Origin of the sequence: Streptomyces sp. NPDC006643 (genome assembly GCF_042870175.1) — a bacterium.
GTDB lineage: Bacteria > Actinomycetota > Actinomycetes > Streptomycetales > Streptomycetaceae > Streptomyces.
In genome coordinates, this window is record NZ_JBIAHA010000031.1 from 25,994 (window position 1) to 47,319 (window position 21,326).

The window sequence follows — 21,326 nt, forward strand, 5'->3', positions numbered from 1 at the left end:
GGTGTACCGCCCCATAAGCGCCACGGCGCCAGTACGGGCCACGCGCCGACCGGACGCGCCGTCCATACGACCGGGCCCGCCGTCCTCACACGCCGAAGACCTTGCGGAAGCCAGTGAGTTCACCCTCCGACGGCGACGTCACCGGGCGGCCCCCCGCCTCGACCCAGGCGTGGAACCGGTACGGATCGTCGGCGCTGCCCAGACACCATTCCGCGCTGAGCCCGGCCAGCGCCAGCCGTACGGTGGCGGCCAGCGACAGCTCCAGACACGCGACGCGCCCCGGATACCGGCGCGCGACCCGCCGCACCACGGCGACGGCCTCCGCCGCCTGCGCGTGAGTGGCGGGGCGCGGACACCGCGCTCTGAGGGCCGCCACCGCGCGTACGGTGACGCCGAACGGCAGCCTCAGCAGGCACAGCGCGACGACAAGCGCGACCGTCGCCCCGGACCGGTCGTGACGAGAAGGGGCATCGGACCCGCGCCCCGCCCCTCCCGCCGGGCGCGTGCGCGGCTCCGACTCGTCGGGTGACGGCGCCGCGCTCACAAGCCCGCGTCGGACCAGTACGTCGGCCAGCTGCCCGGCGTCGGTACGTACCCGCTCACCGAGCGCCGGCGGAAATCGGGCCGCCACGGCATGTACACCGGCGTCGAAGTCCCCGCTCTCGCGCCACTCGGACCACAGCGCCCGCGCCGTGCCGTTCATCGCGTACCACTGCCCGGTGCGGGCGTCGAGGAGCACTGTCCCGCCGTGCGGCGCGCTGCTCTCGTGCACGTGCTCGGGGATGTGGAAGGCAGCCATGGGCCGGTCTCTCCTCGAGGTCAGTGCCATGTGGTGTTCCTGAGCCAGATCTCCGCCGCCAGCAGCCGGTTGAGCGCGGGGAACGGTGCCCGCAGCCCCATCACCGCCCGGTCGAGCGCGGCCGTCACGGCGGACGGTTCGACGACTCCCAGGTCGGCCAGGCGCGAGTCGCGCAGCAGCTCCCGCAGTTCGCGCGCGCACGCGCGGGCGCCCTGGTAGTCCTCGTCGCCGTAGTCGCCCTTCGTCCGCCGGGCCAGGACCGGCGCGGGCACCAGCTCCGCGAGCGCCGCGCCGAGCAGCGGTTTGAAGGCCGGCGGCGCGGCGCGCAGACGGGCGGGGAGCGCGGCGCACGCGCGGACGACCGCCGAATCGAGGAAGGGCGCCTGCGGCCATACCCCGAACGGGCGCGCCGTTTCCGACAGTTGCCGCTGTACGGCTCCGGAGGTGCGTACGTTGTCCAGCGCGGTGAGGTCGCCCGCCCGGGTGCCGGGGGTGCGCGCCGCGTCGGCGGCGGCCCGCCGTGCGAGCCCGGCGAGTTGCCGGCTGACGGCGGACGTCAGCCAGCCGGCCTCGGAGCCGGGCTCCGGCCACCAGGCGATGGCGTCCAGCCAGCCGATGTCGTGGGCGCTCGCCCGTCCGGCGCCGCTTCTCGCACGGTGCTCGAAGCTGTCCGCCAGCCGCCGTAGAGCGGTCGCGAGGGGTGTCCGGGCCAGGCCGACCGCCCGTGCCGCGACGGCGAACGGGGACTCCTGTCGCGCACGGGCCGACTCCCGGCTGTCCCGGAGCAGTTGGCGAAGCCGATCGGGTCGGGCGAGCGCGGCGAGATAGCCGGGCGGCGCGACGAGCAGCGCGTCCCCGCCCTCACCACCGAGGTGCAACTCCCCGCCCAGCGCTGCGACATGGTCCAGTCTGAGCCGGCCGCGTGCCAGCGCCACCACGGCGGTGTCCGGTTCACCGCTGCCGCTGTCGGCGCCGTCCGAGCGGTCGTTCAGACCCTGGTAGGTCAGGGTCTCGCGGGTGCCGGTCACCACGCCCATCCGCAGGCGGGTGTCGAGCCGCGCGAAACGCTCGGCGTGGGCGAGGTCGTCACCTGCCGACCCGGGGCCGTGGTACGTCGTCACCGGCAGCGGACCGGGACGGTGATGGAGCGTCAGAAAGGCCAGGGAGGTGGAGTCCAGACCACCGCTGAAATCGGCACTTACCCGCCGTCCGCCCGTGACGCGCAGCCGGACCGCCGTCTCCAGCGCGTCACGCAGGGCGTCGGCGCTCTGCGCGAAGGACGTGTGGGGATCGGTCTCCAGCGGTTCGTGCACCCAGAGTTCGGTCCCTCCCCGCAGGGCGCGACGCAGTGCCTGCCCGCCGCCCACCTTGCTGACGCCGGCGACGACGGACCGTTCACCGGTCAGCGCGGGAGCCCCCGGGCAGAAGATCCCCGCGGCGAGGACCGCCGTGTCGGGCTGTCGTCGCGTGCCCGCCGCGTCGGCCACCGACACGGGCCGGGTGCCGAACACCAGACGGGTGCCGGTGTCCCGGAAGAACAGCGGGTACTGGCCGGCGGCGTCCACGTAGACGGTCAGTTCGTGATGACGGATCACCAGGCAGAGGTAGCTCCCGGGCAATCGGGTCAGCTGGTCCGGCCCGTCGGACGCCAGCGCGCGCAGGGCCGTGCGCCGTAACCGGTCGTCGTCGGCGAGACACTGACCGAGGACCAGGACCGTCCCCGCCGGCCCGTCGACCCTGCGTAACTCCCCGTCCCGCCACCGCCCTTGGACCCGCACGATGTCGCCGGGGCCCGTCGGGGGGAAGACTCCGATCAGCTCGGGTGCCCGAGTGACATCGGTGGACACGGACGCGGACACGGACACGGACGCGGGCGGCATGCCCGTTCCTACCAGTAGTACTGGGAATTGGCGTCGGCCGTTCCGCTGGTGGAACTGCCCAGCGTCACGTCCCGCACCGAACCGAGATCGACGAGGACCGGAGGTTCGTAGAACATCTCGTCGGCGTCGCCCGCGCCCACCGCGGCTTCGGCGAATCCGCCGACGGGGTGCTCGTGCCCTCTTCGCGACGTCGTCATGTGAACCACCTCGGGTCTGCGTCAGAAAAATACATGCGGAAAGTACATGCGGAAATATACGCCGACGATACTCGATCTCATCCACGACAATGCGCCGAAGTGTCATCCGGCACACGGACGACGCCACGCGATGGCATCTCACCAGGATAGCCGCATCGTATTCTTTTTCGAACCCATGAACGTGTTGTCGGGTTCGGTGAGGAATGCCATTCTCGGCAGTTGACGGAATCTTGCCGATGAATTACGGAAGGCGGTCCGCGCACGGCGGTCCTGGTCTTTCAATTCGAAACTCCGGCGGCCGAGGACGGGCCGCCGGAGTTCATCTCGTCACCCGGCGACGGCCTGCGCCTCGCCGTCCCGGTCGAAGGAGCGGATCCCCAGCACCAGCGCCCCGTGCGCCTCGGTCAGCTGCCCCAGGGAACTCTTGCGCAGGACGGCGTCGGCCGTACCGCGCAGCGAGTATCTGACCAGGGATTCCTTGCACGGGCCGAGGACGATGTCGCTCGCCGCCTCAAGCCGGCCGCCGAGCACGATGAGGTTCGGATTGAGCATGTTGCAGACCACCGCCAGCGCCTGGCCGAGCCGGCGGCCCGCGTCCTCCAGGACGCGGACGCAGACGGCGTCGTCCGCGTGGGCCCGGTCGATCACCGACCGCAGGGAGTCCGGTACGTCCAGGGAACTGCCGGACAGCGCCTCCCGTACCTGCCGCACGAGCGAGTCCGCGCCGATGACCGTCTCCAGACAGCCCCGCCCGCCGCATCGGCAGAGGGAGCCGCGCGGCTCCATGACGGAGTGGCCGATCTCGCCCGCCATGCCGCGGTGCCCCCGGACCAGGCTGTTGCCGATGATCAGCCCGGCACCGACCCCGGTGGAGACCTTCACATAGACCACGGTCTCCATGCCCTCGTCCGTGGCGAACGTCTGCTCGGCCAGGGCGCCGAGATTGGCGTCGTTGTCCAGCACCACCGTGCTGAGGCCCAGCGTCCGCCGCAGCAGCTTCGCGAGGTCGTCCCGCCGGTTCCAGGGCGGCAGTACGGGACTGGTGAACCGCCCGGTCCGCGGATCGATCATGCGCGGCACGGCCACCCCGAGGGAGATGATGTCGGGCTCCTGCCCTCCGCCGGCCTGCCGGACGGCCGCTTCCACCTTCCGCTGGATCTCCGGCAGAAGCCGGTCCAGCCCGCTGTTGGCGCCGATGTTCGAGTATTCGCCGGGATGGCGCTCCGCGGCCCCCTGGTCCAGACGGCGGGCGACGACCCGGGTGTGGTTGAAACCGATGTGCACCCCCACCGCGACGGATGAGGACGGGCGCAGCCGTACGAGCGCGCCCCGACCCCCGTTGTCGCTCTTCTCGATCAGGACCGTGCCGTCCGCCGCCATGTCGCGCACGATCGCCGAGACCGTGCCGCCGGAGAGCGAGGTCCGCCGGCTCAGACCCGCCTGGGTGTCCGCCTTGATCATTACGGCGAGCAGAACCCGTTTCCGGTTGATCTGCTTGACTCCGCCGGCCGGACCGAGCTGCTCACGTAAATCGATCATTTCCGCCCCCATTCCCGGCGAGGACGTTTTCATCCTGTCGTCCGGGACTCGCAGATTAACACGGTGATCTTCAAATTGAACGCGGCTGCTCTTCAAAAGAAAGTATGGAGTTGAGTGGTCCGGTCGGGACTTCTCCGTGACCGATGTGGCAGCTGTTCCGTATGAGACTTCTGATGGCTCCGAACGTGACAGCGAATGATCGAGCGACGATCGAGGAATCGGCCCGGAGCGGCCTCCCGCGAAACCGTACGCGGCTCCGCCACACTGGGCGCGCGTTCGAGACAGAGGAGTTCCCCGTGCCGAAGTTTCTGCTCATGGTCAATCACGACGTCGGCGTCTTCGACGAGCCCATGGAGGAGTGGGAGCCCGCCGATGTCGCGGCCCACTTCGACTACTACGCGGCCCTCGCCGAGGAACTGACCGAGACCGGCGAGCTGATCCGGTACACCGCGCTCGCCGACCCTCAACTGGCCAGGATCGTACGGTCGGACGGCTCCGGCGCCGCGCCCTTGGTGGCCACCGGTCCGTTCCCGGAGACCGCGGACTTCCTGGCCGGCTTCACCGTCCTCGACGTCGCCTCCGGGGCCCGCGCGCTGGAGATCGCCGCACGCTTCTCCGCGGTGCCCGGCCCCGGCGGGGCGCCGGCCCAACGGCCGGTCGAGGTACGGCAGGTGATGACTGACCACCGGGGCGACGGCGCGCGCCGGCCCCCCGCCCGATGAAGGTGATCCTGGCGACGGCGACGGCGACGGCGACGGCGACCCGCGGTCCCGCGCCGTCGGCGGGCGGCGGGAACGGCCGAGTCCGGGCAGCATCTGCGATCAGATGCTGCCCGGACTCGGATCGCGCGTCCGCCGGTCAGGCGTCGGTACGGACCGTCCGCAGCGCCTTCGTCCAGCTCACGAGCTGGTCGAGCGTGGTGTCCAGGGCCTGCTTCTGGTGCTCGCCGGGAGTGAACGTGGTGTAGTTCTCGAAGTCGCCGTTGAGCGTGAGGGCGACCTGGGCCCGTACGGTCGCCACCTGCAACTCGGACATGATCAGACGCAGGTGCTCGACGGCCCGGGTGCCGCCGACGCTGCCGTAGCTGATGAAGCCCGCGGCCTTGTTGTTCCACTCGCCGTAAAGGAAGTCGATCGCGTTCTTCAGGGCGCCGGAGGTCGAGTGGTTGTACTCCGGGGTGACGAAGAGATAGCCGTCGAACGAGGCGATCTTCTCCGCCCACGCCAGGGTGTGGTCGTTCGCGTACTGCCCCAGCGACGCCGGAATGGCCTCGTCCAGGTGCGGCAGCTTGAACTCGGCGATGTCGACCAGTTCGAACTCCGCGTCGCTGCGCTGAGAGGCGATCTCCTGGGCCCACTTGGCGACGGCCTCACCGTTGCGGCCCGGACGGGTGCTGCCCAGAATGATCGCGATCTTCACCGTCATCAACTTACTCCTGGCTTGAGATGTCAACTGACAGCCATCCTGCCAATGCTTGAAGTCTCAAGTCAAGCAACTACGATGGTCCCATGACAGACGAGACCACTCCGGGCGACACGCCCTGGCTCTCCCCGGCCGAACTGGAGTCGTGGATACCGCTGAGTGGGATGCTCCTCGGTCTCGTCAGCGCCCTGGACGCCCAGCTCCAGAGCGACGCCAAGGTGAGCTTCTTCGGCTATCTGGTGCTGGCGGGCCTCTCCGAGGCGCCCGAGCGCACCCTCCCCATGAGTGACCTGTCGGTCCTGGCGCACGGCTCCCTCTCGCGCCTCTCCCACGCCGTGTCCACGCTGGAGAAACGCGGCTGGGTCCGCCGCAGCCCGTCCCCGGAGAACGGCCGCGTCACCGTCGCCACCCTCACCGACGCGGGATACGACAAGCTCGTCGCCACCGCGCCCGGCCATGTCGAGGCGGTCCGCCGGCTCGTCCTCGATCCGATCGACGGGGACCAACTGCGCGCGCTCGGCGAGATCTCGACCGTCATTCGCGACTCGATGGGCCCGCCCTGCGCGTGGCCGCCCCGCCCCACCGCCGGGTGACTATCAGCCGCTACAAGGTATTTGTGCACCGGAGTTCCTGCATATTGGGGCACGAGGCTTGTCATCCGGCCATATGAGCGCCTACACATCATCTCCACAGATGTGAGGGACAGGGGCGCTGCACATGCAAGGCACGGTTGACGGTTTCAGCTATGGGGTCTTCACGCCGATCGCGGCGTTCGTGATGGCCTGTCTCGGGAGCGCGCTGGGACTGCGCTGCGTCACCCGCTCACTCCGGGCGGAACAGTCCTTCAAACCCGGCTGGCTGTCGCTCGGGGCGGCCTCCATCGGCTGCGGCATCTGGACGATGCACTTCATCGCCATGATGGGCTTTCAGGTACGCGAGACGCCGATCAGCTACGACGCCCCGCTCACCCTCGCTAGTCTCGGCGTCGCGGTCCTTGTCGTCAGCGTCGGAGTCTTCATCGTGGGCTACCGGGGCACCGCCCCGGCTGTCCTGATCAGCGCCGGAGTCATCACAGGTCTCGGCGTCGCGGCGATGCACTACCTGGGCATGGCGGGCTTGAGCCTGGAGGGGCAACTCCACTACGACACAACGATCGTGACGATCTCCGTGGTGATCGCCGTCGTCGCCGCGACCGCGGCACTGTGGGCGGCGGTGTCCGTACGCGGCTTCTTCCCCAGCCTCGTCGCGAGCCTCATCATGGGCGTGGCCGTGACCGGAATGCACTACACGGGCATGGCGGCGATCAGCGTGCACCTCGCCGGCGGCGCGCCCCGTACCGGGGCCGCCGGCGACTCACTGCCCTCGATCATGTTCCCGATGCTGCTGGGGCCGCTCGTCTTTCTCGTACTGGCCGGTGTCGTCGTCATGTTCGACCCGCTCCTGATCCTCGGGGACGGCGAGTGGAACGAAACCCCCGCCCGGAGGCGCGGGACGGACCGGCCGGAGCTGACCGAGGCGCCCGGCGCACCCGGTACGACAGGCGCCCCGCGTACGGTGCCCGGTGCACCGATCTGGACGGGCGGGGGCGCGGCGAACCGCGAGACCGGCCACGCGCCGCCCGGCCAGGAGCCCCCACGCACCGCCCGCTGGTGACGCCGGTCAACTCCCTTGCCTCGTCGTCCTGTTCAGCCGGTGCCGGTGTCCTCACCGGTGCCGGCCACCGGCTTCATCGACCAGACCCGCTCGGCACGCAGCGGCCCGGTGCGCGCCAGCACCATGCCGTGGTCGGCGGCCAGCGGGGCGAGTTGGGAGCCGTAGCACTGCACCGCCTCGCGCTTCAGCGCCCACTGATCGTCCGTCAGTGTCAGATCATGTGCGGGGCGCAGCTCATGACCGCGCGTCAGGTCCTGGTAGGCGAGCCCGTACAGATGGCTGCGGCTGAGCGCGTCATCGGCTTCGGGGGAGCCCCATTCGTCCAGATGGCCGGTGTAGGGGAGATCCGCGTAGACGAGCGGCAGCGGGCGTCCGAGCTTCTCGGTCACCGCCAGCGCGCGGTCCCGAACCTTCTGGTGGTCCTTCTGGTTGGTGGCGACGGGAATCAACAGCGTGGTCTCCGGGGAGAGTTCGGCCAGAAAGACGTCGATGTCCGTCAGTTCCGTCCTCTCCCCGTAAGGACCGTCGGGATGGCCCAGGGCGATGCTCCCGACCCCCAGGAGTTCGCAGGCCCGTTCGTCCTCCGTACGGCGGGCGCGATACGCCTCCCGCGGGGTGGAGAATCCGCAGACGCTGTCCCACCAGGAGACGGGGTTGTGGGACCCGGGCTCGCCGCCGTACACCGTCACGACCATGACAGGGCCGGGCAGTTGCGGCATGAGCCCCGCGAGTGAGAGCACGGCGTCGTCGAAGTGCGGCGACAGGATCACGGTGGCGGGCGGTGGGGGAGTCATACGGGGGTCTCCTCGGTCATCGGGGCGGGCCGCGGCGGATCGGGTGATATCGGTACGGCGCTGAACACCTCGTCCCACTGGGCGTCGTCGCCCTCCCAGCGGCCGGGCGCCTCCGCCACCGTCCCCCAGGTGATTCCCGGTGCGAGGTCCCCGGCGTCGGCGGGCGGCGTACGGCGCAGCCACAGCAGCGAGAACCGCTGCCCGGGGTGCGCGGTGGCGATCACATGGCGCAGCCGGGCCAGATCCCGCGCGCCGGATTCGTCGAAGGCGTCGTGGTGGACGTAGAGCACATGGGCCCGGGAGGCGGCGAGGGCGCGCCAGCGTTCCGCCAGCGCCATGAACTTGGCCCGCACACCGTCGAATTGGCGGTCGATGTCCTCCTGGGTGAGGAGGCGGCCGTCGCTCGGCCGGAAATCGTGGAAGAAGCGGATGTCCGAGGCGCGGTCGAGGGCGCAGAGCCCGTCGCTGAACGGCTCCACCTGCCCCGGAAGCAGTACATGGGCGAAGTCCTCGGCGATGATCTCGACGACCGCGTCTAGGTCGAGGTCGAGCCAGTCGAAGAAGTGCGCCGACTCGTTCCCGGTGATGCGCCGGAGCTGATAGGTCGTCTCGCAGTGGTAGCCGAGCCCCACGCATACGTCGAACGGGTCGGTGACGCCGGCCGGAACGGCCGGATTCGGGTGCCTCATCGGGGCGTTCAGCCGGCGGTCCGTCGGAGCAGGAGCCCATCACTGCCGCGTTTGATGAGATAGGCGCGGCCCGCGCAGACGGTTTCGACGCGCGGCGGAACCAGTTGGACGCTCTCCGTCTCCTGCCAGGTCTCGGACGCCGCCAGCCAGGGCCGTAGCAGCGCGTCCATGGTGCCGGGTTCGAGCGCCACAAAGAGATGATCGGTGGGCAGCCGGTCCAGCAGGGCGAGATCCTGGCCGTAATAGAGCATCTCGATGAGCAGATGGGCCCCGGCGCGCGGACGGCCCTCCTTAGTAAGGTCCGCGAGATCGTCGGCGGAGACCCGTACGGCCTCCGTGCCCCGCACATTCTCCGAAAGACGCGCCCGGAACAGGGGGTTGGGCTCGGTGGCGTGCACGCTGCGGCCCGCCGCGACCAGACGGTGCGTCAGGGCGCCTTCGCACGCGCCCACTTCCACCAAGAGCCCGTCGGCCCCGGCCCGATGGCCCAGCACCCAGGCGGCAGTTGCGTCCAGCCGGTCCTTCTCGTAAGGAGAACTGCCGAACTCCCACGGGTCCACGATGGAGGCGGCCTCGTCGTCCAGACTCGCCAGCAGCGCGAAGAGCCGTTCGCGTTCGTCGGGGTCGGTGTGGAAGAAACGCTCGGTGGCGGGAATGCGGGGTGTCTGGACCACGTACTCCGCCGACGGCTCCGTGAGCAGGTGCTCGCACGCCCGGTTGACGAAGTCGAGCTTGGCGGCGAGCAGTTCGCGGTCCAGCGAACGGTCGAAGTCGCTCACGACCTGGAGGAACGGCGAGTAGCCGACGGCGTGCCGCACCTCGTGGCCCGCACACCCGATCGCCGTGTCCCGGCCCACCTTGCCCCGGCTGCGCCGGTTGTCCGCCGGCGAGTGCGTCCACACCCGCGCGTCCCGGCCGCCGCCCGCCTCGCGTACCAGCTCCGCGAGGGGGACGGGACCGGGCGAGCTGGCGCCGTCGTCGGCTGGCCGTACATACCGCGCGATGTCGGCGAGCCGTTCGGCCGGGCTCCGCCCGGCGGGGAAGGCGAGCGTCCGGCCGTGGTCGGCGAGGACGAGCGCGGTCTCTCCGTCGCTGAGGACGGACAGGAAGTCGAGTACGGCGTCTTCGGCGCGGAGCACAACAACGATGTCGATCACAGGATCGGTCCTCTGTACGAGACGGACGGGCCGCAAGGGGCACACGCTAGGTCTAGACCACTGCGCGGTGCAAGAGACGGCATTCTCGAACGTCGTGTCTCGGCCGCCCCGCTCACGCTCCCCGGACGAGCCGCGGCGACCGCGGTTGACAGACAGCTCCCCGGTGAGAGCCTTGAAGAGGTACGAGAGGAGGGGCCGCCGATGGGACCGACCCCGGACGTCCGCACCGTGGCGCTCCCCTCCGGGGAGCGGGTTCCCGTGCTGGGCCAGGGCACTTGGGGCTGGGCACAGGACCCGGCGCGGCGGACCGGTGAACAGGAGTCCCTGCTGCTGGGACTGGACCTCGGCCTGACCCTGATCGACACGGCCGAGATGTACGGTCAGGGCGCCGCCGAGGAACTGGTGGGCGAAACACTCGCCGGCCGCCGCGACGAGGCGTTCCTGGTCACCAAGGTGCTGCCGTACAACGCGGGCCGGAAGGACACCGTCCACGCCTGCGAACGCAGCCTCGAACGCCTGCGCACCGACCGGATCGACCTCTACCTGCTGCACTGGCGCGGGGACGTCCCCCTGGAGGAGACGGTCGCCGCGTTCGAGGACCTGGTCCGCGCGGGGAAGATCCGCCACTGGGGAGTCAGCAACTTCGACCCGGCCGACCTGCGGGAGCTGGCCACACTGCCCGGCGGCGACGCGATCGCCACGAACCAGGTCCTGTACAACCTGACCCGGCGCGGAATCGAGTACGACCTCCTGCCCCGGTGCGCGGAGCGCGGCGTCCCGGTCATGGCCTACTCACCGGTCGAACAAGGACGACTGCTGCCGGACCCGGCACTGCGAGCCGTGGCCGGCCGCCACGACGCCACACCGGCGCAGGTGGCCCTGGCCTGGGTCCTTCGCCGGAGCGGCGTGATCGCGATCCCCCGGACAGGCCGGCCCGACCATGTACGCGAGAACCACGCCGCGCTCGCGCTCACCCTGACCGACGACGACCTCGCCGCCGTCGACGACGCCTTCCCGCCCGTCCGGGGCCCGGTACCGCTGGAGGTGCTGTGAACGGGCGGCAGGGCCCGGGCGGCGGGCCACAACAGTGGAGGCAGTGATGGCGGACGACATTCTGCACACGATCGACACGCTGGTGGCGGAGGAGCACCGCCTCCGTGAGCAGGCACCCGGCAAGGGCCTCGACCCGGAGGAACGCGCACGCCTCCAAGTGCTGGAACAGCGGCTGGACCAGTGCTGGGACCTGCTGCGCAGGCGGCGCGCGGAGGCGGACTCCGGCGCGGACCCGCAGCGGGTCGAAGCGCGCCCGGTGGCCGAGGTGGAGTCGTACGAGCAGTGAGCGCGCGGGGGAGATGTCAGCCCCGTCTGCCATGATCGGTGGTCCGAGCCGGGAGACGTGTCCCGGACCGAGCGCCGTCGGGGGCACTCATGACGTACGACACCGGCACGGGCACCGCCGCGGCCACGGGCACCGGCACCGCAACGGGCCTCGACATCGACGCGCTGCGCGCCCGGATTCCCGCCCTGCGCGCGGGAATCGCCCACTTCGACGGTCCGGGCGGTACGCAGACGCCCACGCCGGTCATCGAGGCCATCACCCACGCGCTCAGCAATCCCCTCGCGGTCCGGGGTTCCGTCGCACCGGGGGAGATCAACGCCGAGACCATCGTGCGCGACTACCGGCGGGCGATGGCCGACCTGCTGGGCGCCGAGGAGACGGGCATCGTCACCGGGCGCAGCGCCACGCAGCTCACCTACGACTTCTCCCGTGCACTGGCCCGGAGTTGGGCCCCCGGGGACGAGGTGATCGTGAGCCGGCTGGATCACGACGCCAACATCCGCCCCTGGGTCCAGGCCGCCGAACGGGCCGGTGCGGTGGTGCGCTGGGCCGACTTCGATCCGGTCACCGGCGAACTGCCGGTGACGTCCGTCGGCGCCCTGCTGACCGACCGCACGCGCCTGGTCGCGGTGACCGGCGCCTCGAATCTGATCGGCACCCGTCCGGACGTGACGGCCATCGCCGACCTGGTCCACGGGGCGGGCGCGCTGCTGTACGTCGACGGTGTCCATCTCGCCGCGCACGCCTTCGTGGACGTCACGGCACTCGGCGCGGACTTCTTCGTCTGCTCGCCGTACAAGTTCTTCGGCCCCCACCACGGCGTACTCGCCGCCTCCACACGGCTGTTGGAGACCCTGCGCCCGGACAAACTGGCGCCGTCCACCGACGCCGTACCGGAACGTTTCGAGCTCGGCACCCTGCCGTACGAAGCCCTGGCGGGCACCCGAGCCGCCGTGGACTTCCTCGCGGACCTCGCCCCGGCCGCACCGGGCCCGGCCGGCGCCCCCGGCGCGTCAGGAGACCGGCGCGCACGCCTGCGCACCGCCTACGCGGCGATCGAGGTGCATGAGACGGCCCTGCGCGAGAGCGCCGAGAAGACGATCTCCCAACTCGACGGTGTGACCCAGCACTCCCGCGCGGCCCTGCGGACCCCCACGATGCTGCTCACCTTCGACCACCACGAAGCCACGGACGCCTACCACTTCCTCGCCCGTTCCGGGATCCACGCACCGGCGGGCTCGTTCTACGCGGTGGAAGCCTCCCGCCACCTCGGCCTGGGAACTGCCGGGGGCCTGCGCGTGGGCCTGTCCCCGTACAACAACGCGGACGACATCGAACGCCTGACGACGGGCCTGGCGGCGTTCTTGCGGTCCTGAGACACTGACCCGCTCTCCGGCGCGTTCGAACACCGGCCCGGTCGACACGGCCGCCCGGCCCGCGTCGGGGGAGCGGAGTCCTGGGGATGCCCCTTGCCGGGGCGGATGGGGGTGTGCGGCGGGTGTACGGCCAAGAGGCGCTGGTCTGGTGGTGCGCGGTGCTCGGCGGGCTCGCCGTGGTCGGGTACGGGCGGTCGCTGGCCGGGGCGACCCGGGCGCAGCGGAGGGTGCGGGTGCTCGGGCGGATCGTCGGGATCGAGGCGCCCGTGCACGGAAGCCGCAACGTCGGGGGAGTGCCGGTGGTGATCTCCTTCCAGGACCCTTCCACAGGTGAGGAGTTCACCCTCGCCAACAACGGCGGCTCCGGTGACACGGTCGAGGCCGCCTGGCAGGGGCGGGAGATCGGCATACGGTACCGGCCGGGCCGGCCCGAGGACTTCGACGTCGACGACGATCTGTGGTGGGGCAGGTACGGCGTCGGCTGGCCCAACTTCGCGGTCTTCCTCATCTACGCGGCCCTGGTCACGAGCGCCGCGCTCACCTGGGGCTACCCGTGGGCGCTGCTCGGCGCGGGCGTCCCGTGGACCGTCGCGACGGTGATCGCCTTCCGCAAGGAGGTCGGCGCGGCGAGACGCCGCGTCGCCGATCTCACCGCCGCTCCGACCGCCCCGGGCCGTATCGTCGCCGTCACGAGGTCCGAGTACCACGACAGCGAGGGCACGCTCGTCGCGTACGGCCCGGTCGTCCGGTTCACCACCCGGGATGACGTCGCGGTCACGGGTTTCTGCCCCCGTGGCAAGAAGGACCTGAGCGGTTCAGTGGGCCAGGACGTGACGGTGCGATATCTGCCGGCCGATCCGGCGGTCTTCACCCTGGACCTCGCGGACGACCGCCGCGAACTCCGGTCGACCGTCCGCTTCGACGGTTCGCTGTTTCTCGCCGGGGTGGCGGCGGTCGTCATCGGGCTGGTCCAGCTGTGAGCGCGGACGAGGCGGATTCGCCGGACACCGGCCCGCGGCCGCTCCTGCCGAGCCGCCCGCAGACGACGAACGCGGCGGCGGCCACCAGCAGATACAGCGGGATCAGCAGGACGGCGTCCGGGCTGATCCGGTCGGCGGACCAGCCTGCGTTCCGGTCCTGCCCTTCGAGGGTGACCCGGTTGACGGTGAGAAACGTCAGGTGGGTGCCGATGGCCGTCCAGAGGGGAGCCCGGCGCAGCGCCGTCCGGGCGGCGACCAGAGTCAGCCCGAAGACGAACAGCAGGACGAGATAGTCCGCCGTGTGCTGCCCCGGCGGAGCGAGACGTACGGGCACGGGCTCACCGCCCGTCACCCGCCGGATCGCGGCGGCGACCGCACTGGCGGCGCCCGGAACCGCCATGAACACCAGGGTTGTTCCCAGGGCCGCGACCGTGGCCGAGCGCCGCTCGCGCAGCGACGTCCAGGTCAGGCCGCGCAGCGTGGTCTCCTCCGGGAAGGCTTCCAGCAGGAGAGCGACGAGCCCGTTGACGGCGACGAACGCGACCAGCTGGGACAGGTCGGGGCGGGTCCAGCTCAGCAGGCCCACGGCTGTTCCCGCACCCAGGACGAGCGCGGCGGACGCGGCGGTGATGCCCACACCGGTCAGCAACGCCCGTACGCTCGCGCCGGTTTCGCCGAACCCGAGGGACGCCCACGTACGCCGGCTCCGCCGCAGCGTCAGGAGTACGAGGACGCCCGCGACCGCGCTGACGGGTATCGCGGCGACGAGCTGGCCGCCCCGGCCGGACGCGTTCACGGCGTCGGCGAGCGGGGCGCCGATCGCGATCCCGCAGCCCAGCGCGAACGCCATGACGATCCCGCCGAACATCGCGTTCATGCTGACTCACCTCGGAGCGTGTCGGCCGACCGGCCGGAACGTGTGATGGGGACGCCGATATCGTCTCCTCGCCCACGCCGCTGATCTTCCTTACTGAGAAGGACACCCACTGCATCGTTCGATGTACCGGCCTCGAACGAGACCCGACACGACCTGACAGGATCGGTCACGCCAATGTCCCTCGGTCTGTCGGTACATGGCGCGACACGGGCGGACCGCGACCACTTCTGTCACTCGCGCCCACCGCATCGGCGACGGCTCCGGGCCCGTCGCCCGTACGGAACGGACACCGCAGTGACCATGGCCTGCCTCGCACAGCCCGACCGGAGCTGTCGGAGGGCGGCAACGTCCATCTGCCCCGTAACGTGCCGCACGGCTACCGGATCACGTCAGACACGGCCGACCTGACGGCGTCGCCTGACGAACTGGTCGCACGGATCGACTCCCGTATCGTGGAGGGTGCTTGGGGGAGTGTCCCGGTGACGCGGGGCATGCTGGAGGAGTACATCCCCGGCGCACCCGTGTTCTTTGGCCGGTTCGGGCAGTGAGCCCGCTCCCGCTCCCGGAGTAGCGTTACGAGCCGCACGGCGCCCCCGCGGCCGGACAGTTCAGCGGTGAGCCGGCCACGGACGGCGAGTACGGCGCCAGGGCGGCGAGATGCCCTGTCGGGCAGCACGATCCAAGGACACCCACCAACAAGGAGGACGACCATGTCATGGGTGACCAGCAGCCTCCGGGCCCTCAGTGGTGAGATGCGCGCCCGGTGGCACGGGTACTTCGTCGGCTACGGGCAGCAGGACTGACACCCGGCGGCCGGAACACGCACACCCCTGAACGACAAGGAGGACAGCCGCGATGTCATGGGTCATCAGGAGCCTTCGGGCGCTCAGCGGTGAGGCACGTACGCGCCGCAACCAGTACGGCGACAGGTACGGCCACCACGACTGACATCCGCTCCGCGAAGGGCACCGGGACGAGCGACCGGCCCGCCCGGGCGCTCGCCCCATCCTCCGGCAGACGGGCGGACGAGCGTGTTCCTGGACAGGAAGAGTCTGTGGCCGCATCTGCGGCGCTGGGAGCGGCAGGCCGCCGACCGCGACGGCCCGTTCAGGCTCCGCTTCGGCACCTTGTTCGTGGCCGACGCCGCCGCGGCCCGGGACGTGCTCGTTGATTCGGCCGGCAACTACCTCTCCCAGTCCGGGTTCTACCGCCTCGGGCGGAATTCCCTGCCGGAAGAGGTCCGGAGCGAAGCCTCCCGCGAACTGCTCAGGGTGCTGGCCCGGCACGACCTCCCGTCGTCGTTCGACCTCGAAGGGACGCTCGGTGAGGTGAGCGACCGCCGAGGCCGTCTGCGCCACCAGCACTGGGGCGTCGAACTGGTCCGGCGCTACTTCGCCCCCGCCATCGCCCACCCACGGCACACCGGGATCAACGCCCTCGTCGACGCCTACACGACGTCGAGCGTCGTCGCCGACGACATCGTCGGCCATGTGCTGAGACGGTCGCACCGTACGGTGCCCGCCGTCCGGGCCGGTCTCGCCGAACACCTCGGCCGACTCCCCGCGCGGGAGGACGCCGCACAGGACCTGGTCGACCTGGTGCTCGGCCTGCCCGGAGATCTGACCCCGGCCGATCGCGCGCAGTTGCTGCAACGCCTCGTCCTGTCCACGGTCGGCTTCACCGGCGTGGCTCTCGAATGGGTGGTGATGCTCGGCGTCCAGCACGGCTTCGACACACCGACGGTGAGCCACGGTCAGATCCATCGGCTGGTCAGAGAGACGCTACGGCTGTATCCGACCGCGTGGCGCCTGATCAGGGTGGCCGCCACCGACCACGACATCGCCGGCGCCGAGGTCCAGGAGGGTGAACACGTCCTGATCGGCACGCACGCGATCCACCGGTCGGCGGCCGTATGGGACCGACCGCAGGACTTCCGTCCCTCGCGCTGGGAGCAGCCGACCGACGACCAGCGGCGCTCCTACCTCCCCTTCGGCAAGGGCGACGGCATGTGTCCGGCGAACGGCTTCGCCGTCAAGGCGCTCGAACACCTCGGCCACCTCATCCTGCACCGCCACCAGGGCCAGGTACGCCTGCGTACCCGCAAGCCCCACGCCCGCACACTCCTGGCCCCACCCGCCGGCTGGACGCGCCTCACCCCTGCCCGGCCGTCCGGACCGTCGCCGTGAGGCGCCGCAGCGAGGCCTGGGCGGGCGGACCCCAGGTGGGCTTGCCCCCGGGGCGCCCGTGGTCGCCCGCGTGTCCAATGTGGAGGCCCGCGAGGGCGCGCAGCACCGCCCAGCCGCGTGCCCGGCGCAGGGTCGCGGCGTCGGGGACCGGCCGGTACGCACGGTGGAAGCGGTCGGCGGCTCCGTCGGGCAGCAGGATCCAGGCGGCGGCGAGATCGCAGGCCGGGTCGCCGGCGAAGAGGTCACCGAAGTCGATCACGCCGCAGAAGGTGCCGTCCGCGGTGAGAACGTTGGCCGGATGCAGGTCGCCGTGGAGCCACAGCGCGGGGCCGGCCCAGCCGGGCGCGGCGGCGGCGTCATCCCAGACCGCGCGGACGGCGTCCGGGTCGTGGATCAGCCCAAGTTCGGTTGCCGAGGCGAGATCCCGGGTGAAGCCTTCGGTGATGTCGGCCAGCGGACCCCCGCGGTCACGGCCGGCCGGCGCCCCGGCAGGCGCGGGCCGGTGAAGAGCCGTGAGAAAGGCGGCCAAGGTGTCGGCCGCCTCTGCCGCGCGCGTGACGGGCACACGGTCGGCGGGCTCGCCCGGCACCCAGGTGGTGACGATCCACGGCCGGGGAAACCGTTCGGAGGGCTCACCGAGGCGCTGCGGAACGGGGACCGGCAGAGGAAGGTGCGGGGCGAGCGCGGGCAGCCAGGCATGCTCCTTGAGCAGCAACGCGTCCGCGGACTGCGTCGCCCAGGGCAGCCGGACGGCGAGATCGTCGCCGAGTCGCCACAACTGATTGTCCCAGCCGCGCGCGCCGAGCCTCACGGGGCGGTCCGCCAGGTCGGGGTGCTGCTCCCGCAGCAGATCCCGGATCAAGTCCTCGGTGATGTCCGTCGTGGTGGCTGCCATGGGGCGCAACAGTAGTTGAGAGCCCGTCGTGCCCCGTTGTGGCGAGCGGTGACCGGCGACCGGGGGCCGGGGCCGGGGCAATTCACCGGCGCGGAACCGGCCTTGTCTGGTGAGGTGGGTACGGGATGTCCGCGAACCCGAGGAGGCCGGGTTGCCGAACGATGGATGTGTGTTCTGTGCCATCGCGCGAGGCCGTGCGGAGGCGAGCGTCGTCCATGAGGACGACCAGGTCATCGCGTTCATGGACCTGAGCCCCGTAACACCCGGGCACGTGCTCGTCGTTCCGAGGTCTCACGCGGAAGGGCTAGTGGATCTGCCGGAAGACCTGGGAGTACGGATCTGGCAGGTGGGGCACCGGATCGGGCGGGCATTGCGGCTGTCCGGCCTTCGCTGTGAAGGAGTCAACCTCTTCCTGGCCGACGGCGAGGCCGCCTTCCAGGAGGTCTTCCATGTCCATCTGCATGTCTTCCCCCGGTTCAAGGGGGACCCGTTTCGCATCGACGCCAACTGGCACGTGCAAGACCGCCGCGTGCTCGACGAGACGGCGGGGGCGGTACGTGGAGGTCTCGCCGCCCTCGCTTGAAGGCCCTGGCCCGTCGAGCCGAAGACCGGGAGACTCAGGTGCTGTGAACATGGGGATCTCTGGTTTCGAGCCGTCCTTCCTGGTCGGGATCGAGTCGGTCCGGCAGGCACACGGATCACGTCTGGCGAGGCTCACCGGCCGGCGGCTGACGGAGTTCGCTCTGGTGCGCTTCGCCGAGGACGACGAGTGGTTCGCCGACTGCCCGGTGGTGTTGGACTTCGACGGCGTTCAGCTGGAGGTGTCCCACTGGAAGTTCGACGAACTCTCGATCAGTTGGGACACGATCGACACCGCTGCGAGCATCACCGGATGGGAAGGGTCCGAGTTCACACCTCGATGGACGCACAGTGATTCCTACCTGGAGCCGTTCGTCGGCCAGGAACTGTGCGAGGTCGCCCTGCTTGAGTGGCGGCCCCCGGAGCGTAACCGTGACCTGGCGGCCGGGACGGTGACGGTGGAGTTCGTCTTCGCCGGAGGCCGTGTGCGGATCGTGAACGGCCTTGACGAGAACCGTATCGAGGTCGGCGCGACCCCATCGGAGTATGTCCGGCACCGGCTGGACCGGGGAGCATGACAGCCCGACCGGTCCTGATGGATCAGTCTCAACGTCAGTCAGTGGGACGGGAGTTGCGGGGCCTCGGTTCGCACGTGGGCCGAGCGGGCTGAGTGGGCCGGGAGAGGCGGGCGAGGTGGGCGTCCAGGGGTTGGACCCGTCCGGGGAGGGTTTCCCGGAGATCCCACCACCGGATGGCCGCGATCTCCTCGTTGGCCCGGAACTCCCGGCGACGGGAGGTGTGGCCGGCGAAGAGTGCGGCGTACTCGGCCCGCTGGTCGGGCGCGAGCACGAATCCCGCGTAGCCGATGAACCGCAACGGCCCATCGGCTTCCTGCCCGCTCTCCTCCCACAACTCCCGAGCTGCTGCCAGTCGAGGGGATTCGTCTGTCTCTCTACTCCCACCAGGCAGTTCCCAGCACTGACGGAAACGATCGAAGACCATCAGGACACGACCGGCGTGCCACAGGGCGACAAGTGCCGCCGGCAGCGGTGCGTCATCAGGTGGCGCCGCCTCCGCCCCACGGATGAAGGCGACAAGGGCATTGCCGCGACCGTCGACCACGAGCGGCGGTTCAGTGAAATCGGGCACGTCGTCATAATTCCCGTTCCACGGCCGGGAAATGCTCAAGCTGACCCCACGAGGACGAGGCCGAGGACTAGCACGAGGTCCGACCTCGTCATCAACGGCCCTGGAGGGCCTTGACGTTGTCGCCGAAGGTCCAGTTCTTCGAGCCGTCCCAGTTGACGGACCAGGTCATCAGTCCCTTGAGGCTGTTGCCGTACGTGTTCCAGGCCTGGGCCACCAGGTTGGGGCTCATATGGCCGCCGCCCGCGCCCGGTTGGGCAGGAAGCCCGGGGACCTGCTTGTCGTACGGAACCTTGATGGTGGTCCCCTGGATCACCAACCCCCTGTTCAGGCAGTCCGTCTGGGCGGTGAAGCCCTGGACGGTGCCCGCGGAGTAGGAGTCGCCGGAGCAGCCGTACATGCTGCCGTTGTAGTACTGCATGTTCAGCCACCACAGGCGGCCGTTGTCGGCGTACTTCTTCACGATGGGAAGGTAGGCGCCCCAGATCGAGCCGTAGGTGATGCTGCCGCCCGTGACGTAAGCCGTCTCGGGCGCCATGGTGAGGCCGAAGTTCGAGGGCATCTGGGCGAGTACGCCGTCGATGATGCGGATCAGGTTGGCCTGCGACGCGGAGAGGGTGCTGATGTTGCCGCTGCCGACCAGGCCGGTCTCGATGTCGATGTCGATCCCGTCGAAGTTGTACTTCTTGAGGATCGGGACGACCGTCGCGACGAAGCGGTCGGCGACGGCGCTGGAGCTGAGGTCGATCCCGGCCGCCGCGCCCCCGATCGACATCAGGATCGTCTGACCGGAGGCCTTGGCCTGGCACATCTCGGCCGGGGTCGCGACCTTCACCGTCGTGTCCATTCCGTCCTCCCACAGGACGGTGCCGTCCGAGCGGATGACGGGGAACGCCGCGTTGAGCACGTTGTAGCCGTGGCTCTGGATACGGCTGTCGGTGATCGGGATCCAGCCGAGGGGCGGGTGGACGCCGTTGGCAGCGCCGTCCCAGTTCTCCCAGTAGCCCTGGAGCACCTTGCCGGCGGGCTTCGACTTGACGGCGCAGGTGTCGGCCGACGGGGCGGCGGATGCGGGTACGGCGGAGCTGACGCCGGGGGCCGGGGTGGCGACGGCCGACGGAGCGGCGAGCGCGACGGCGGTCACGAGACCGGACACCACGGCGACGAGCCGCGCCCGTCTGGACGTACGGCTGTGGGGGGAGAGGCACTTGGAGATCACGAGATCCTCCAGAGGTAGTGGGGTGCCAAGCTGGACGGGTCGCGTCCCTCAGGTGAGCCGAACTGAACGTGGCACCGTTGTCCTGGTCCTGGTCCTGGTCCTGGCCGTGGTCCTAGTCGGTGGCCGGTGGGCCGGTGACGACAGGGCGGGGGTTGAATGAGCCATCCCGAAGGCCCACCGTCAGACCGGAGATTATGACCGTGACCGTGACCTACTCCATGCACGACAACATGGGCGAAGAGTTCGACGAGCCCGACGAGCCTCGGATCCGCGAAATCCTCGCCGAACTCGGCAACGCGGACGAGGAACACCCGGACGTCTCACTGAAGCACGAGTCCGGATGGTCGCTCAGCGTCTTTCCGGACAAGTTCATACGGTGGGAGAACGTCGAACGCGACGGGCCGGAACCGATGGACGCGACACTCGACTCCTGGGAGGACATCGTCGGGCTGCTCCTCAAGACCGCGCGAGGCGAGATCGAAGAAGTCACCTCCGCCCTCGCAGGACCGGCCCGGGGGCCCTCGCCGACTCCGAGTTGAGGTGCGTCCGTCGATGAAACCCATCTGGGGTGTCAGGACCGGGTGTTGGGTCATCCGTGG

23 protein-coding genes are annotated in these 21,326 nt (G+C 70.4%); 11 read left to right on the plus strand and 12 right to left on the minus strand.

Features of this window, described 5'->3' with window-relative positions; all coding sequences use genetic code 11:
• Positions 1–85: 85 nt before the first annotated feature.
• From ACFYNU_RS33430 to ACFYNU_RS33445, 4 genes are all read right to left on the minus strand, one after another.
• On the minus strand, positions 86–799 hold the full coding sequence (locus tag ACFYNU_RS33430; protein WP_356589188.1) for a lasso peptide biosynthesis B2 protein: 714 nt from the start codon (positions 797–799) through the stop codon (positions 86–88).
• 20 nt (positions 800–819) lie between these two features.
• Positions 820–2,679, minus strand: a complete 1,860-nt coding sequence (locus ACFYNU_RS33435; protein WP_356589190.1) for an asparagine synthase-related protein — start codon at positions 2,677–2,679, stop codon at positions 820–822.
• An 8-nt stretch (positions 2,680–2,687) separates the two neighbouring features.
• On the minus strand, positions 2,688–2,876 hold the full coding sequence (locus ACFYNU_RS33440) for a lasso RiPP family leader peptide-containing protein (RefSeq protein WP_356589192.1): 189 nt from the start codon (positions 2,874–2,876) through the stop codon (positions 2,688–2,690).
• 327 nt (positions 2,877–3,203) lie between these two features.
• Positions 3,204–4,415: an ROK family protein gene (locus ACFYNU_RS33445; RefSeq protein WP_356589194.1), complete on the minus strand. Its 1,212-nt coding sequence runs from the start codon at positions 4,413–4,415 to the stop codon at positions 3,204–3,206.
• A gap of 296 nt (positions 4,416–4,711) precedes the next feature.
• Between ACFYNU_RS33445 and ACFYNU_RS33450 the strand changes: the two genes are divergently transcribed.
• Positions 4,712–5,137 carry a YciI family protein gene (locus ACFYNU_RS33450; RefSeq protein WP_356589196.1) on the plus strand — a complete coding sequence of 142 codons (426 nt, stop codon included), beginning with the start codon at positions 4,712–4,714 and terminating at the stop codon, positions 5,135–5,137.
• A gap of 136 nt (positions 5,138–5,273) precedes the next feature.
• On the opposite strand, the gene ACFYNU_RS33455 is transcribed toward ACFYNU_RS33450, so the two are convergent.
• Complete coding sequence (locus tag ACFYNU_RS33455) at positions 5,274–5,840, minus strand: NAD(P)H-dependent oxidoreductase (protein WP_356589198.1); 567 nt, start codon at positions 5,838–5,840, stop codon at positions 5,274–5,276.
• An 83-nt stretch (positions 5,841–5,923) separates the two neighbouring features.
• Here ACFYNU_RS33455 and ACFYNU_RS33460 point away from each other — a divergent pair, with 83 nt between their 5' ends.
• Together ACFYNU_RS33460 and ACFYNU_RS33465 are read left to right on the plus strand one after the other, a co-directional pair.
• Positions 5,924–6,430 (plus strand): MarR family transcriptional regulator, encoded by a 507-nt coding sequence (locus tag ACFYNU_RS33460; protein ID WP_356589200.1) that lies wholly within the window; start codon positions 5,924–5,926, stop codon positions 6,428–6,430.
• Positions 6,431–6,554: 124 nt separating this feature from the next.
• Positions 6,555–7,490: an MHYT domain-containing protein gene (locus ACFYNU_RS33465; RefSeq protein WP_356589202.1), complete on the plus strand. Its 936-nt coding sequence runs from the start codon at positions 6,555–6,557 to the stop codon at positions 7,488–7,490.
• Between the two features lie 32 nt (positions 7,491–7,522).
• Here ACFYNU_RS33465 and ACFYNU_RS33470 read toward each other — a convergent pair whose 3' ends face one another.
• The 3 genes from ACFYNU_RS33470 to ACFYNU_RS33480 are packed head-to-tail and all read right to left on the minus strand — an operon-like array spanning position 7,523 to position 10,130.
• The gene (locus ACFYNU_RS33470) at positions 7,523–8,284 is read right to left on the minus strand and encodes a PIG-L family deacetylase (protein ID WP_356589204.1); all 762 of its coding nucleotides are present in this window, start codon (positions 8,282–8,284) and stop codon (positions 7,523–7,525) included.
• A complete protein-coding gene (locus ACFYNU_RS33475; RefSeq protein WP_356589206.1) occupies positions 8,281–8,973 on the minus strand; it encodes a DUF1796 family putative cysteine peptidase in 693 nt (230 codons plus the stop codon). The genes ACFYNU_RS33470 and ACFYNU_RS33475 overlap by 4 nt, the downstream gene beginning before the upstream one ends.
• A gap of 8 nt (positions 8,974–8,981) precedes the next feature.
• A complete protein-coding gene (locus ACFYNU_RS33480) occupies positions 8,982–10,130 on the minus strand; it encodes a hypothetical protein (RefSeq protein ID WP_356589208.1) in 1,149 nt (382 codons plus the stop codon).
• Positions 10,131–10,331: 201 nt separating this feature from the next.
• Between ACFYNU_RS33480 and ACFYNU_RS33485 the strand changes: the two genes are divergently transcribed.
• From ACFYNU_RS33485 to ACFYNU_RS33500, 4 genes are all read left to right on the plus strand, one after another.
• Positions 10,332–11,183, plus strand: coding sequence for an aldo/keto reductase (locus tag ACFYNU_RS33485; RefSeq protein ID WP_356589210.1), 852 nt, complete (start codon positions 10,332–10,334; stop codon positions 11,181–11,183).
• A gap of 46 nt (positions 11,184–11,229) precedes the next feature.
• Complete coding sequence (locus ACFYNU_RS33490) at positions 11,230–11,469, plus strand: DUF2630 family protein (RefSeq protein WP_356589212.1); 240 nt, start codon at positions 11,230–11,232, stop codon at positions 11,467–11,469.
• 89 nt (positions 11,470–11,558) lie between these two features.
• Positions 11,559–12,845, plus strand: coding sequence for a cysteine desulfurase-like protein (locus ACFYNU_RS33495; RefSeq protein ID WP_356589214.1), 1,287 nt, complete (start codon positions 11,559–11,561; stop codon positions 12,843–12,845).
• A 122-nt stretch (positions 12,846–12,967) separates the two neighbouring features.
• Positions 12,968–13,825: a DUF3592 domain-containing protein gene (locus tag ACFYNU_RS33500; protein ID WP_356589216.1), complete on the plus strand. Its 858-nt coding sequence runs from the start codon at positions 12,968–12,970 to the stop codon at positions 13,823–13,825.
• On the opposite strand, the gene ACFYNU_RS33505 is transcribed toward ACFYNU_RS33500, so the two are convergent.
• Positions 13,803–14,702: a type II CAAX prenyl endopeptidase Rce1 family protein gene (locus ACFYNU_RS33505; RefSeq protein ID WP_356589218.1), complete on the minus strand. Its 900-nt coding sequence runs from the start codon at positions 14,700–14,702 to the stop codon at positions 13,803–13,805. The two genes, ACFYNU_RS33500 and ACFYNU_RS33505, sit on opposite strands and share 23 nt — an antisense overlap.
• Positions 14,703–15,733: 1,031 nt before the next feature.
• On the opposite strand from ACFYNU_RS33505, the gene ACFYNU_RS33510 reads away from it, so the two are divergent.
• A complete protein-coding gene (locus tag ACFYNU_RS33510; protein ID WP_356589220.1) occupies positions 15,734–16,888 on the plus strand; it encodes a cytochrome P450 in 1,155 nt (384 codons plus the stop codon).
• On the opposite strand, the gene ACFYNU_RS33515 is transcribed toward ACFYNU_RS33510, so the two are convergent.
• Positions 16,854–17,783 (minus strand): aminoglycoside phosphotransferase family protein, encoded by a 930-nt coding sequence (locus ACFYNU_RS33515; protein WP_356589222.1) that lies wholly within the window; start codon positions 17,781–17,783, stop codon positions 16,854–16,856. The genes ACFYNU_RS33510 and ACFYNU_RS33515 overlap by 35 nt on opposite strands.
• A gap of 169 nt (positions 17,784–17,952) precedes the next feature.
• On the opposite strand from ACFYNU_RS33515, the gene ACFYNU_RS33520 reads away from it, so the two are divergent.
• Both ACFYNU_RS33520 and ACFYNU_RS33525 read left to right on the plus strand, forming a co-directional pair.
• Positions 17,953–18,366 (plus strand): HIT family protein, encoded by a 414-nt coding sequence (locus tag ACFYNU_RS33520; RefSeq protein WP_356589364.1) that lies wholly within the window; start codon positions 17,953–17,955, stop codon positions 18,364–18,366.
• 49 nt (positions 18,367–18,415) lie between these two features.
• Positions 18,416–18,940 carry a hypothetical protein gene (locus tag ACFYNU_RS33525; RefSeq protein WP_356589224.1) on the plus strand — a complete coding sequence of 175 codons (525 nt, stop codon included), beginning with the start codon at positions 18,416–18,418 and terminating at the stop codon, positions 18,938–18,940.
• Positions 18,941–18,974: 34 nt separating this feature from the next.
• On the opposite strand, the gene ACFYNU_RS33530 is transcribed toward ACFYNU_RS33525, so the two are convergent.
• Positions 18,975–19,511 carry an NUDIX hydrolase gene (locus ACFYNU_RS33530; RefSeq protein ID WP_356589226.1) on the minus strand — a complete coding sequence of 179 codons (537 nt, stop codon included), beginning with the start codon at positions 19,509–19,511 and terminating at the stop codon, positions 18,975–18,977.
• Between the two features lie 91 nt (positions 19,512–19,602).
• A complete protein-coding gene (locus tag ACFYNU_RS33535) occupies positions 19,603–20,667 on the minus strand; it encodes a chitinase (RefSeq protein WP_388768292.1) in 1,065 nt (354 codons plus the stop codon).
• A gap of 260 nt (positions 20,668–20,927) precedes the next feature.
• Between ACFYNU_RS33535 and ACFYNU_RS33540 the strand changes: the two genes are divergently transcribed.
• Entirely contained in the window at positions 20,928–21,266 is a 339-nt protein-coding gene (locus tag ACFYNU_RS33540) for a hypothetical protein (RefSeq protein WP_356589230.1), read from the plus strand.
• The last annotated feature ends 60 nt before the right edge of the window (positions 21,267–21,326 follow it).